The following is a 12,009-nucleotide window of genomic DNA, read 5'->3' as shown; positions in this document are numbered from 1 at the left end:
ATTTAGCGATGAGCGGAAGTGAAGCAAGTCCAAAGTGTGCAAGCATTAGCTAAAATCATAGACTTGATCTTTGAATTCTTGTAAACAGGAATCTTCGTTCGTCCACATAACTCATCTAAAGAGATCTGATAAAAATCAGCTAAGCGAATCAAACTATGACTATCTATAATCGTTTTATCATTTTCCCAATTTGAGATAGTTTGACGAGTTGTTCCCAGATATTCTGAAATTTGATTCTGACTATAGCCCTTTTGTTCTCTAAGTAATTTTAATTGTTTTCCTAACATCTGCATTTCCTCTTTATATTATTCTTTTCTTCACGAATTGGCTAGACGAAATTCTTTAACATCCTATACAATTCTAGGTAAAATTTCTTTGACATTGCTATTATAACATGATTTTCAGGATGGACACTTTATACTGACTTCCAAAAAAACAGCAGATTGCAAGATCCGCTGTTTTTTATCTATTACTTACTTGCTTTCAAAGCCTTTTCTACTGCTTCTTTTTCTCGTGTAATTAAGTCAACACGAGCTGCAATTTCTTTGATACCCATGCTGATATTACGACTGATAGCCATATCTGACAATTGAGGTTCGAAGAAAGCTTTGTATTCAGCGAGCCTTTCTGCTGTCTTAAAGGCATTAGCTGGATAGATGACAAACTTATCAAAGCTCATATCACCTCCCAAGGCCGCCTTAATCCAGCCCCAATTCTCACGAGCCCAAGCCCAAACAGTAGCTTGAGTAAAATCGTGATTGAGCAAAGGCAGATACCAGCTCATAGCTAAATCTTGTGGCTTAACAATATCTTTATTCTTCAAAGCTTCTAAAATTTGGTCAAGCGTTTCCTTATCATTAGTGTAGGCTAAAGCCGAAGCCAATTGTCTCTTGAAACTTCCATCAACTGTCGATACGTAGTTCTTCAGATATTGATCCGTCAGCTCCTTGTTCTCATGATGTTTGATTTGGTTAATCAGGATATGCAAGCGGATAGCTGCAGGAAGTTTTTCCAGATCATCTTGATGAGCTTTAAAGATGCCGTCAGCTTCTTGAGTCGCTTTTTCATCATTGGCAGCAATCAAGTTTCCAATAACGATTTGACGGACTAATTCATCCTCATCGCTTTCTCCATCTTTAGCTTCAAAGCCTAGGCGATCAAAGTTGAATCGGCTAAGTTTGATAACTAAGTCATTATAAGCTTTTTCACTCTCGCTACCTTCTTCAACAAAGATTTTCAAACCACTCAGAACAGCTTTAACCCCAGAAACAACCAAGTAAGAGCTTTCTTCTGTCAGTTTTTCAATTACTGGAACTAATTCAGCAAATGAAATGTGGCCAGCTTCTGCTAAGAGACGGCGTTCCTGCACCACTTGGAGCTTGCTGGTGCTGTCTAACTCAGTAATCGTATCTAGAATCTGGTCTAACAAGACACCTTGATAATCTGTGATATAGTGGGCTGTGTTTTCTGTATTGAAGCGCAAAGCTCCTTGGTTCTGAGCTGCCAAAGCAGAATAGTTTGGAATTTCAAGTGTTTCAGTTTCCAGTGTATCAGGCAAACCATTCCAATTACTGTTTAATGGCAGAACCCAAGTCCGCTTCTTGTCTTCATGTTCACCAATAAAGAATTGCTTCTGAGTCAACTTCAAGGTGTCATTTTCTACACGGGCAGTCAAAACAGGATAGCCAGGTTGCTCCAACCAAGAGTCCATAAAGGCTGCCACATCACGACCAGAAGCATCTCCAAGTGCATTCCAAAGATCACGTCCGATTGTATTTCCATACTGGTGTTTAGCAAAGTAGGCGTTTAAACCTTTGGCAAAGGCCTCATCACCCAACCAGCGGCGAAGCATATGCATGAGACGGCTTCCCTTGGCATATACGATTGCTGGGTCAAATAAGGTATTAATTTCGTCTGGATGATTCACCTCCACATGGACAGACTGAACCCCGTCTGTTGCATCTCGTTTCAAAGCAAGCGGAACTCCTGTTGTTTGGAAATTCTCAAAAATATTCCAAGTCGGCTCAATGGCATTGACGCAGACATATTCCATCATATTAGCAAAGCTTTCATTAAGCCAAAGGTCATCCCACCACTTCATAGTGACAAGGTTTCCGAACCATTGGTGTGCCAACTCATGGGCAACAACAAGAGCTACATCTTGTCGACTGGATACCGTAGAGTTTTCATCAACTAAGAGGTAAATCTCGCGATAAGTAACCAGACCCCAGTTTTCCATAGCACCAGATGAAAAGTCAGGCAAAGCTACATGAAGAGACTGTGGGATAGGATATTTAACTCCATAATAATCCTCATAAAACTCAATGGAACGAACAGCAATGTCCAAAGCAAACTCTAAATTGCTAGCCGGATGTGCCTTTGTCGCATAGACACCGACTAAAGTTCCATTTTTAGTCTTGGCAGTTACTCCTTGCATATCACCTGCAGCGAAAGCTAGTAGATAAGATGACATACGTGGAGTTCTTTCAAACTTCCAAATACCAGTTGCTTTACGATTTTCAATGTCAATTTCTGGCATATTGGATAGAGCTAACTCGCCTTCTGCCTGGTCAAACTTCAAAGCCAAGTCAAAAGTTGCTTTAGCTTCTGGCTCATCCACGCTTGGAAAAGCTTCACGAGCAAAGTGACTCTCAAATTGAGTAGAAATGATTTCTTTTTTTACACCATCCACTGTGTAGTAAGATGGGTAAATACCAGTCATATTATCCGTGATCTTACCAGTATAAGTCACCGTTACTTCAACTTGACCTGTGGCATCTAACTCGATGTAAAGAGCTTCGTTCGCATTGTCGACTATAAAAGGACGTGTTTGACCGGCTACTTCGACAGTTTCAATTACTAGGTCCTTTTGGTGCAGGGAAATCTTACTTGACTTAGCTTCCCCAATAATAGTCACCTTGCCTGAAAAGGTCTTATCTGTACGATTGAGATCTAGAAATAGATCGTAGTGTTCAGGAACAAAAGTGTCAATAAAGTGTGCAACTGCTTGCATGTTTTTCTCCTCATCTAAGATACAGGAAATCCTGTTCATTAAATACTTTTTGAAACCATTTTACCACATTTTAAAGCAAAGAAAAAGACAAGGATGACCTGTCTTTGTAATTCACGAGAAACTCAAAACATTAGTTTTTTCTTTTTTTTCTTTTTCGAGTTCTGCGTCACCTTTCCGTAACTCTACATTATATAATATTTCAGCTTCTGGACTGCCTTTTTCATCCTTTACGACCTCTTTTAATTGACCATCTTTTAATAATAGCTCAATATTTATATCTATACTTTCTGCATCTCTTAGTTTAGCTTCTTTAGGTAATTTCTTTGCATTCGAAACATCAATTCTCTCGTCATCTGAATCAAATAATTCAATTACCTCGTTACCATCCCAGTCAAAATCAACGATTAAGTCAGTAACAATACCAAAACTATTTGGAGCATAATTTTTTATTTGTGTACCTAGAGTTGCTTTATTCCCGTATTTATCATATAAAGTCGGACGTACATAGGCATTCAACATGGAAGACCCGTCATCCCCAGTAACATATATAGGAGAAAATTCAATCCTCTCAATACCTTTATAGTGTTCTTTGATGTAGGTTCCAATTTGTTCTTCAAGAAGTTGAAATCCGTGTTGATAGAGCTTGGTTGTTTTAGGACCAAAGTTAGGTTTTGTTAGTTTGTTGTATACAAAGATACCTCCTGATATCAAGACTAAAATAAGAGCAAGTGTCGTAAAAATTTTTTTCTTCATAACTTTTTTCCTCTGGGTAGTGATATTAAGAATAACAGTATCGTTTTTCTTTTCAAAGCCTATTTATATTTCCAATATTCTCCTCTTTCAATTTCAAGGTTATAATTTATTTTTGCTTTAGGACTTCCACCATCACTTTTGATGACATTTTTCAACTGACCATCTTTTACCAAAGCATCAATATTATCATCTGTTCCTTTAATTGGAGGTGTTAACTTCGCCTCCTCTGGTAAATGATTAGCGCTACTAACATCGATCTTTTCATCCAAAATTGAAGAACCTTTTAGAAAAATATTTTCATTGCCCATTTGGTCAAAGTCAAGAGTTAAGTCTCCAGTTGTTCCATACGTCGGATAACCTTTTTTACCTATTCGCTTCCCCATCACCGCCCGATTCCCTTCCTTATCATAAATTACTGGAAGAACGTCCGCTGTGAATGGAGGATTGTCCTTACCACCTTGGATGAAAATAGGAGAGAATTCTATTTTAGTGATTCCTGAGTAGTTTTCTTTGATATAAGTCCCAATCTGTTCTTCTAATAAACGAAAACCATGTTTAATGATTTTTTCTTCCTTTCGGTCTAAACCTGTTGTGCTGTAAAATTGAGTCATATAAACAAAGCCAGCTGAAAGCGAAATAAGCAAGATACTGATAATGACTAAAATTTTTTTCTTCATTCTTGACTCCTAAATTCTTGGCTATGAAAATATTGCCTTTCGTGTATATTCTACTAGTGTATCATAGTCAAGCTTAAGTTCCAATGAAAAACAGACCCCTTACATAGCCCCATATATAAAAAAGATGCGACATGAATCGCATCTTTTATAACATTACATTTCAACAATTTTACCTGTCTCGAAGTAGACAACCCATTCGCAAATGTTCTTTGCGTAGTCGCCAATACGTTCCAAATAATTGATTACTTGGAAATAATCACGACCAGTTACGATTGATTCAGGATTCTTGCGAATTTCTTCTGTAGCTAACTCCTGAATACTTTCAAAATAATGATTAATTTTTTCGTCCATTGCCGCTACTTCATATGCTTGATCTACACTTCCATTAAGGTAAAGATCCAAGGCTGATTCAACAAAGTTTTTCACATCACGACCCATCTTTTTAATTTCTTCTTCAACAGATTGGATGCGAACTTCACCTTTCATTCGAATAGTTGCCTGCGCAATAGAAACCGCGTGGTCACCCATTCTTTCTAAATCAGAACTTGCTTTCAAGACAGTAATAACCGTCCGTAAGTCTTGGGAAACTGGTTGCTGCAAAGCAATAATCTCCAAGGATTTCTTCTCCAATTTCACTTCGTATTCATTTACTTCTGCGTCTTCTTCAATGACCTCTTTCGCCATTTCACGATCATGCGTTACAAAGGCACGAACTGTCCGATTGATTTGCGAAAGCACTTCATTTCCCATTGCATAGAATTGGTTATGCAACTTCTCTAAATCTTCTTCAAATTGTACTCGAAGCATACCTGTCTTTATCCTTTCTTCTTATCCAAATTTACCAGTAATATAATCTTCTGTCTCTTTATGAGCAGGTTCTAGGAACATTTGCTTGGTCGAATTAAACTCTATCAAATCTCCACCTAGGAAAAAGGCTGTTTTATCTGAAATCCGTGAAGCCTGTTGCATAGATCTTGTAACCAAGAGCATGGTATACTGATCTTTCAAACCGTAGAGGGTTTCTTCAATTTTCCCTGCTGAAATGGGGTCTAAGGCCGAAGTTGGCTCATCCAGAAGAATGATTTTAGGGCTTGTAGCAAGTACACGAGCTACGCAGACACGTTGCTGCTGTCCACCAGAGAGTCCGATAGCCGAATCATGGAGACGATCCTTCACTTCATCCCAGATAGAAGCGCCTTTTAAAGAGCTCTCAACAGCTTCATCCAAGATATGCTTATCTTTAACCCCATTAATTCTCAGTCCATAGACCACATTCTCATAGATAGTCATTGGGAAAGGATTTGGTTGCTGAAAGACCATACCGATTTCTTTTCGCAGCTCTACAGTATCAGTCCTAGGCCCATAAATGTTGTGTTCATTATAGAGAACCGTTCCTGTAGTCGTCACCTCTGGATTAAGATCACCCATACGATTAATAGCTTTTAAGAGAGTTGATTTCCCAGAACCAGATGGTCCAATCAAAGCCGTAATTTCATTGGGCAAAAAATCTAGAGTGACACTATTCAGAGCCTTCTTTTTATTGTAATAAACCGACAAGTCCTTGACTTGTAAAATAGGTTCTGTCATTTTTTCTATCCTTAATTTTTATACACTGTTATGATCAACATGGAATTCCCTTATCCAAAATGACCAGACACATAATCATTTGTTGATTGCAATTTAGCATTCTGGAAGATATTGGTCGTCTTGTCATATTCAATCAGATCTCCCAAATAGAAAAATCCAGTATAGTCACTTGCGCGTGCCGCCTGCTGCATATTGTGGGTCACAATGATGATGGTATAGTTATTTTTGAGTTCAAACATAGTTTCTTCCAGCTGCATGGTCGCGATAGGATCCAAGGCTGAAGCAGGCTCATCCATCAGTAAGATATCAGGCTTGACAGAGATAGCTCGAGCAATACACAAGCGCTGTTGTTGACCACCTGAGAGTGTCAGAGCCGACTTGTGTAAATCGTCCTTGACCTGATCCCAAAGGGCAGCCTGCTTGAGTGAAGTTTCTACAATCTCGTCCAAGATTTTCTTGTCCTTAACCCCTGCCCGCTCGTGAGCAAAGGTAATGTTCCGATAAATGGACTTAGCAAAAGGATTGGGTCTTTGAAAGACCATACCAATGTGCTTCCGCATTTCATAAACATTGATTTCGGGACGGTTGACATCGATTCCTTCATAGAGAATTTCTCCTGTCACACTTGCAATATCGATGGTGTCGTTCATTCGATTAAGGCTGCGTAGATAGGTTGATTTTCCGGAACCAGATGGACCGATTAAAGCGGTAATTTTATTTTTTTCAAACTGCATATCAATGCCCTTGATGGATTCTTTTTTACCATAGTAAACGTGTAAATCCTTGGTTTCTAAGGCTACTTTTTCTTGAGGAAAAGTAATGATATGTTTTTCATTCCAATTGTATTCTGTCATTTCTTCTCCTTTATGCAGAGGTTAGTTTCTTATGTAAGTAGCTACCGAGCTTGCGAGCACCAAAGTTGAAAATCAATATGAAAATCAAAAGGACAGCAGCTGATCCAGCAGATACAGCTGTTGCATCAGGAATAGTCCCCTCACTGTTGACTTTCCAGATATGAACCGCAAGAGTCTCTGCCTGACGGAAAATAGAGATTGGACTAGTGATACTGAAGATGTTCCAGTTGGACCAATCCAAAGCTGGAGCAGACTGACCAGCAGTGTAGATCAAGGCCGCTGCTTCACCAAAGATACGCCCTGAAGCCAGGACAATCCCTGTCACTATTCCAGGAAGAGCTTCTGGAATAACTACATGAATCACTGTCTCCCAGCGAGAAATCCCTAAAGCTAGCCCTGCTTCCCTCTGTGTATGGTGAACATGGCGCAAGCTATCTTCAACATTACGCGTCATCTGTGGTAAGTTGAACACGGTCAAAGCCAGGGCACCAGAAATGATTGAAAATCCATATTCAAACTGTACAACGAAGATTAAATAACCAAAAAGCCCGACAACGACAGATGGCAAAGAAGACAAAATCTCAATACAGGTTCTGATGAAGTTTGTCACAGGACCTTTTTTAGCATACTCAGAAAGATACACACCGGCCCCCATAGAAAGAGGAACAGAGATAATCAGAGTAATCACCAAAAGAAAGAAGGAATTGTATAACTGAATCCCAATACCACCACCAGCTTGATAAGAAGATGATTTGCCAGTCAAGAAAGACCATGAGATATGTGGCAATCCTCTTACCAAGATATAAAGAATCAAGGAGGCAAGAATGGTCACAATGATGCCTGCTATGGTATAGAGAATGCTCGTTGCTAATTTATCTAATTTCTTAGCGTGCATAGTTTTTCTTACCCCTTTCTTTCGTAATCAATTTAATCACACTGTTGAAAGCCAAGCTCATAATCAAGAGAACTAAAGCCAATGACCAAAGAACATTATTATCAACTGTACCCATTACGGTATTTCCGATTCCCATGGTCAAGACAGATGTCAGAGTTGCTGCTGGTGTTGTTAAAGAAGTTGGAACTACAGCAGAGTTTCCTACAACCATTTGAATAGCAAGTGCTTCACCAAATGCGCGCGCCATCCCAAAGACTACAGCTGTAAAAATACCTGGACGTGCTGCTTTCAAGGTTACTCGCCAAATGGTTTGCCAGCGGGTAGCACCCATGGCCAAACTAGCTTCACGATAGTGACGCGGTACAGCACGTAAGCTGTCTGTTGTCATAAAGGTAACGGTCGGCAGAATCATAACGAATAAAACGAAGATACCTGACAAGATACCAAAACCAGTTCCACCAAAAATAGAACGAACAAAGGGTACAACTACTTGCAAACCAATAAATCCATAGACAACAGAAGGAATACCAACTAAAAGTTCAATAGCAGGTTGTAATATTTTAGCTCCTTTTGGAGATACCTCAGTCATGAAGACTGCCGCTCCAATTGCAAAAGGCGTTGCAATCACAGCGGACAGGATGGTCACGATGAAAGATCCCAAAATCATTGGTAAGGCACCAAATTCCTTGCCAGAAGGATTCCATGTTGAGCCAAAGAGGAACTCAAAAACATTTACTCCGTTGACAAAGAAAGTAGAAAGACCTTTTTGAGCAACGAAGATCAAGATCATGGCAACGATAATGACAATCAAAGATAAACAAGCAAAAGTCAGATACTTACCAAACTTCTCTAAGCGAGAATTTTTAGAAGATGATAGCAATTTCTTAGCTAGTTCTTCACGTTTCATTTCTTATCTCCTTCTATCTTTGTGACATTTCCGTCAGCATCCTTACTAACTTTCATATCATTGATGGAAATATAGCCCATTCCCTTAACAACGCCTTCTTGGACTTCATCAGACAGCATATAATCCAGGAATTCTTTTGCTAGGCCTTTCGGCTTACCAAGTGTATACATATGCTCATAAGACCAAAGAGGCCAAGCATTTGTGGCTACATTTTTTGTAGTCGGTTTATTTCCATTCAAACTAATCGTTTTTACTGAATTATCCAAATAAGCAAAAGCTAGATAAGAAATTGCCCCTGGTGTTTGGGAAACAATAGACTTAACCATCCCATTTGAATCTTGCTCTTGACTTTGAACAGCTGAAGTACCATCCATAATTACACTATCAAAGGTTGCGCGTGAGCCTGAGCTGGCTGCCCGGTTGATAATGGAAATTTCTAAATCCTTTCCACCAACTTGCTTCCAGTTAGTGTATTCACCTGAAAAGATTTTTTTCAGTTGCTCTGTCGTAAGGTTATCAACGCTAACTTCTTTGTTGACAATTACGGCTAGCCCAGCGACAGCAACTTTATGATCAACAAGAGCTGAAGCATCAATTCCCTCTTTTTCTTCAGCAAAAACGTCAGAATTTCCGATTTCAACCGCCCCAGATTGAACCTGGGACAAGCCAGTACCAGAACCACCGCCCTGTACATTGACTGTCTTTCCGAGATTGTTGGAGCTAAATTCATCAGCTGCAGCCTCAACCAAGGGCTGTAATGCAGTTGAACCTACGGCTGTCATGGATTCTCCACGATCAATCCAAGAAGCACAGGCTGATAAAGTAAAACTACTAAAAATGGTTATCAGCCCTAAAGCTATTTTCTTACTCGTTCTCAAATTATATCTCCTTTTAGTTTGGACAGAAAAGCCTGCAATTCCGCATTTGCTCCTCATTTCCAACTATATCATATATATAGATTTTTGAAAAGATTTTTACCTAAAGCGAAGACCTTTAGGAAAATAGTTTTTTAATGTTTGATTAGCTAATTTTGCAAAACCTAATCCATTTCCATGAATAAGCAATTGATACCAACCATTAGGAAGAGATTCCTTAATTTGAAGAGTTTCTCCACCTACATAGACTTCAAAGTCTTGCTGACTTAATTCTAGTTTATTCTTGACTTCACTAGGTTGCAAGGCTAAACCTAAAGCAAAGCTTGGTTCAAAGCGCTTCTTCTTAAAAGTACCTAAATGAAGGCCGTTACGAGCTATTTTTATTTTTGACAAATCAGGAAGACCAAGTGGCAATAGATAAAGTTGATCGCCAAAAGTTTGTAAATCACCTTTAATCTCTACTTTTAAATGTTCATTTTGGAAAGTCTGCCAAAGGCTTCTCTGGTCAGCAGTTAAATTTGATCGAGCAGACTTCAACTTTGGCAATTTGTGTTCGCCAACAAACCGAAACTTAGCGACAAATTGCCCTTCCCCTTTGAAACGATGGGGATACATCCGAGCTGTTTCTGGATAGTCTATTCCAGGAGTCATCCCATTAATCTTTGGAAGGTCAACCAATTCCAAAGGGAATTCATTTAGTATCCAAGCTACGATTTCTTCATTTTCTTCTGGAGCCCAAGTACAAGTTGAATAAACTAGCTCTCCTCCATTCGCCAACATCTTAACTGCATCTTCTAAGATTTCTCTTTGTAGAGCAGCGCATTGAGCTGGATAGTCAAGTGACCAATAGTCCATGGCATCAGGTTGCTTGCGAAACATTCCCTCCCCAGAACATGGTGCATCTAAAACAATTAAGTCAAAAAATGATGAAAATACTTTTGCCAAGCGCTCCGCTGATTCATTGGTGACAAGGACATTTCTCGCACCAAATCGTTCGATATTTTCTACTAAAATCTTAGAGCGTTTATTGTTGATTTCATTTGAAACCAATAGGCCTGTATTATTTAGATAGGATAGCAAATGAGTGGATTTCCCACCTGGTGCTGCAGCTAGATCTAGAACCCTCATGCCCTCATGAGGATGAGCAACTTGAGCAACCATTTGAGCCGCAGGCTCTTGCGAATAAACTAGGCCTGTTACGTGTTCAGATGATTTTCCTGATACCTTACCATAATACCCCCACTTGGTTCCAGGAATAGGATTAGAAAATGTAATTTGCCCTTCTTTCAAAGGATTAGTCCGAAAAGCTGAAATAGGCTCTTGATTAAAAGTTGAGAAAAAAGAAGCGGCTTCTTTCCCTAAAAGTCGCTGGTATTTTTCTTCAAAACCTGTCGGAAACCGCATTTAATTCTCTCCTCTGCGATAGATATATTCTTGTAGTTCAGATATTTTTTCTTTAGGAAGCATCATAATCCCTTGTCTCGTCTTATAATCGGGTTTACCTCCATCAAGAGTCATTACTTGATAGCCCAGCCTTTCCCCTAAAATTGACGCTGCAGCATAGTCCCAAGGATATAGATAGGTGATATAGGTTAGCAAACGCCCCTGTAGAATACGGCTGAAGCTAATAGCTGCACTTCCATAGGCACGCGCTCCAAGACAGTCCTTTGTCAGGTCTGCTACTCCCCAGTCATTTCTTTCTAGCATTCCAGCATTTGAAGCGATCAAAAAACGTTTCAAAGGGCGATTGCGAAAAGGTTTCAGGACTTTGTCATTACATTTGACATCAAACTGCCCACCACCGTGATACATTTCATCTCTCATAACGTCATAGATAATCCCAAATTGTCCAATACCGTTCTCATAGTATGCAACCATCACTGCAAAGTCATATCCCTGCGCCACGAAATTCGCCGTTCCATCAATCGGATCAATCACCCAGACTGAGCCAACTTCTATATCTTCCTTGAGTTGACCTTCTTCAGCGAAAATAGCATCATTAGGGTAATGCTTCAAGATTTCAGATACCAATAAAGCCTGAACATTTTTATCCATCTGGGTTACTAAGTCAGTTGCACAAGTTTTTTCTTCGACTTCCAAGCCTTCTTCCATATGTTCCAATATATAGGCACCAGCTTTGTATACCAAATCTTTAGCAAAAGCAAATTTATTTTCCAAGAGAAATCATTCCTTTCTCTGTATTTTTAGCTGCTTGAACTGCACGATAAAGAGAATAGCCACTAACTGCTTCAAACTCACGACCGATTCTTTTCTCTTCAGCCTTGCTGGGAACAACTTCCTTAAAGACAGCATAAGAGCCCAGTAACTGCTGAGCAGAGACTTTTGACTCATAGGCCTTTTCAACATCATTCAAAAAAGAAAGCACTGAAGCAAGCTCTTCAGTGCTCCACGATAGATCTAGTGGGTAACTATAGTTCTTATTCATAT

The 12,009-nt window shown here is 39.4% G+C and carries 13 protein-coding genes; all 13 read right to left on the bottom strand.

The features are described from left to right. Positions 1 to 2: 2 nt before the first annotated feature. The 13 genes from PCY06_RS04575 to PCY06_RS04515 all read right to left on the bottom strand — a co-directional run bounded on the left by PCY06_RS04575 (position 3) and on the right by PCY06_RS04515 (position 12,007). On the bottom strand, positions 3 to 287 hold the full coding sequence (locus tag PCY06_RS04575; protein ID WP_045502814.1) for a helix-turn-helix domain-containing protein: 285 nt from the start codon (positions 285 to 287) through the stop codon (positions 3 to 5). Between the two features lie 182 nt (positions 288 to 469). After that, positions 470 to 3,013 carry a M1 family metallopeptidase gene (locus PCY06_RS04570; protein WP_082307664.1) on the bottom strand — a complete coding sequence of 848 codons (2,544 nt, stop codon included), beginning with the start codon at positions 3,011 to 3,013 and terminating at the stop codon, positions 470 to 472. A gap of 111 nt (positions 3,014 to 3,124) precedes the next feature. Next, on the bottom strand, positions 3,125 to 3,766 hold the full coding sequence (locus tag PCY06_RS04565; protein WP_082307665.1) for a hypothetical protein: 642 nt from the start codon (positions 3,764 to 3,766) through the stop codon (positions 3,125 to 3,127). A gap of 59 nt (positions 3,767 to 3,825) precedes the next feature. Beyond that, positions 3,826 to 4,443 (bottom strand): hypothetical protein, encoded by a 618-nt coding sequence (locus PCY06_RS04560; RefSeq protein ID WP_082307666.1) that lies wholly within the window; start codon positions 4,441 to 4,443, stop codon positions 3,826 to 3,828. A 153-nt stretch (positions 4,444 to 4,596) separates the two neighbouring features. Continuing rightward, positions 4,597 to 5,250 carry a phosphate signaling complex protein PhoU gene (phoU, locus tag PCY06_RS04555; protein ID WP_060553648.1) on the bottom strand — a complete coding sequence of 218 codons (654 nt, stop codon included), beginning with the start codon at positions 5,248 to 5,250 and terminating at the stop codon, positions 4,597 to 4,599. Positions 5,251 to 5,271: 21 nt separating this feature from the next. Beyond that, complete coding sequence (pstB, locus tag PCY06_RS04550; protein WP_012000471.1) at positions 5,272 to 6,030, bottom strand: phosphate ABC transporter ATP-binding protein PstB; 759 nt, start codon at positions 6,028 to 6,030, stop codon at positions 5,272 to 5,274. Between the two features lie 50 nt (positions 6,031 to 6,080). Continuing rightward, positions 6,081 to 6,884: a phosphate ABC transporter ATP-binding protein PstB gene (gene pstB / locus PCY06_RS04545; protein WP_060553649.1), complete on the bottom strand. Its 804-nt coding sequence runs from the start codon at positions 6,882 to 6,884 to the stop codon at positions 6,081 to 6,083. Positions 6,885 to 6,894: 10 nt separating this feature from the next. Next, positions 6,895 to 7,779: a phosphate ABC transporter permease PstA gene (gene pstA / locus PCY06_RS04540; RefSeq protein ID WP_008808748.1), complete on the bottom strand. Its 885-nt coding sequence runs from the start codon at positions 7,777 to 7,779 to the stop codon at positions 6,895 to 6,897. Then, positions 7,769 to 8,686, bottom strand: a complete 918-nt coding sequence (pstC, locus tag PCY06_RS04535) for a phosphate ABC transporter permease subunit PstC (RefSeq protein WP_045502786.1) — start codon at positions 8,684 to 8,686, stop codon at positions 7,769 to 7,771. The genes pstA and pstC overlap by 11 nt, the downstream gene beginning before the upstream one ends. Further along, the gene (locus PCY06_RS04530; protein ID WP_012000468.1) at positions 8,683 to 9,564 is read right to left on the bottom strand and encodes a phosphate ABC transporter substrate-binding protein PstS family protein; all 882 of its coding nucleotides are present in this window, start codon (positions 9,562 to 9,564) and stop codon (positions 8,683 to 8,685) included. The genes pstC and PCY06_RS04530 overlap by 4 nt, the downstream gene beginning before the upstream one ends. Positions 9,565 to 9,660: 96 nt before the next feature. Next, complete coding sequence (locus PCY06_RS04525) at positions 9,661 to 10,965, bottom strand: RsmF rRNA methyltransferase first C-terminal domain-containing protein (protein WP_060553650.1); 1,305 nt, start codon at positions 10,963 to 10,965, stop codon at positions 9,661 to 9,663. Beyond that, positions 10,966 to 11,739, bottom strand: coding sequence for an inositol monophosphatase family protein (locus PCY06_RS04520; protein ID WP_061595721.1), 774 nt, complete (start codon positions 11,737 to 11,739; stop codon positions 10,966 to 10,968). Then, the gene (locus PCY06_RS04515) at positions 11,729 to 12,007 is read right to left on the bottom strand and encodes a UPF0223 family protein (protein WP_045773960.1); all 279 of its coding nucleotides are present in this window, start codon (positions 12,005 to 12,007) and stop codon (positions 11,729 to 11,731) included. The genes PCY06_RS04520 and PCY06_RS04515 overlap by 11 nt, the downstream gene beginning before the upstream one ends. Positions 12,008 to 12,009 lie beyond the last annotated feature (2 nt).

The organism is Streptococcus sp. SG1, assembly GCF_030439935.1.
GTDB classification, from domain to species: domain Bacteria; phylum Bacillota; class Bacilli; order Lactobacillales; family Streptococcaceae; genus Streptococcus; species Streptococcus gordonii.
The sequence above is the reverse complement of the archived record's forward strand: the minus strand, read 5'-3'. Positions and strand labels throughout refer to the sequence as shown.

Coding starts and splice junctions, on each gene's coding strand:
- PCY06_RS04575 (WP_045502814.1), bottom strand. CDS start 287: ATGTTAGGAAAACAATTAAAATTACTTAGAGAACAAAAGGGCTATAGT.
- PCY06_RS04570 (WP_082307664.1), bottom strand. CDS start 3,013: ATGCAAGCAGTTGCACACTTTATTGACACTTTTGTTCCTGAACACTAC.
- PCY06_RS04565 (WP_082307665.1), bottom strand. CDS start 3,766: ATGAAGAAAAAAATTTTTACGACACTTGCTCTTATTTTAGTCTTGATA.
- PCY06_RS04560 (WP_082307666.1), bottom strand. CDS start 4,443: ATGAAGAAAAAAATTTTAGTCATTATCAGTATCTTGCTTATTTCGCTT.
- phoU (WP_060553648.1), bottom strand. CDS start 5,250: ATGCTTCGAGTACAATTTGAAGAAGATTTAGAGAAGTTGCATAACCAA.
- pstB (WP_012000471.1), bottom strand. CDS start 6,030: ATGACAGAACCTATTTTACAAGTCAAGGACTTGTCGGTTTATTACAAT.
- pstB (WP_060553649.1), bottom strand. CDS start 6,884: ATGACAGAATACAATTGGAATGAAAAACATATCATTACTTTTCCTCAA.
- pstA (WP_008808748.1), bottom strand. CDS start 7,779: ATGCACGCTAAGAAATTAGATAAATTAGCAACGAGCATTCTCTATACC.
- pstC (WP_045502786.1), bottom strand. CDS start 8,686: ATGAAACGTGAAGAACTAGCTAAGAAATTGCTATCATCTTCTAAAAAT.
- PCY06_RS04525 (WP_060553650.1), bottom strand. CDS start 10,965: ATGCGGTTTCCGACAGGTTTTGAAGAAAAATACCAGCGACTTTTAGGG.
- PCY06_RS04515 (WP_045773960.1), bottom strand. CDS start 12,007: ATGAATAAGAACTATAGTTACCCACTAGATCTATCGTGGAGCACTGAA.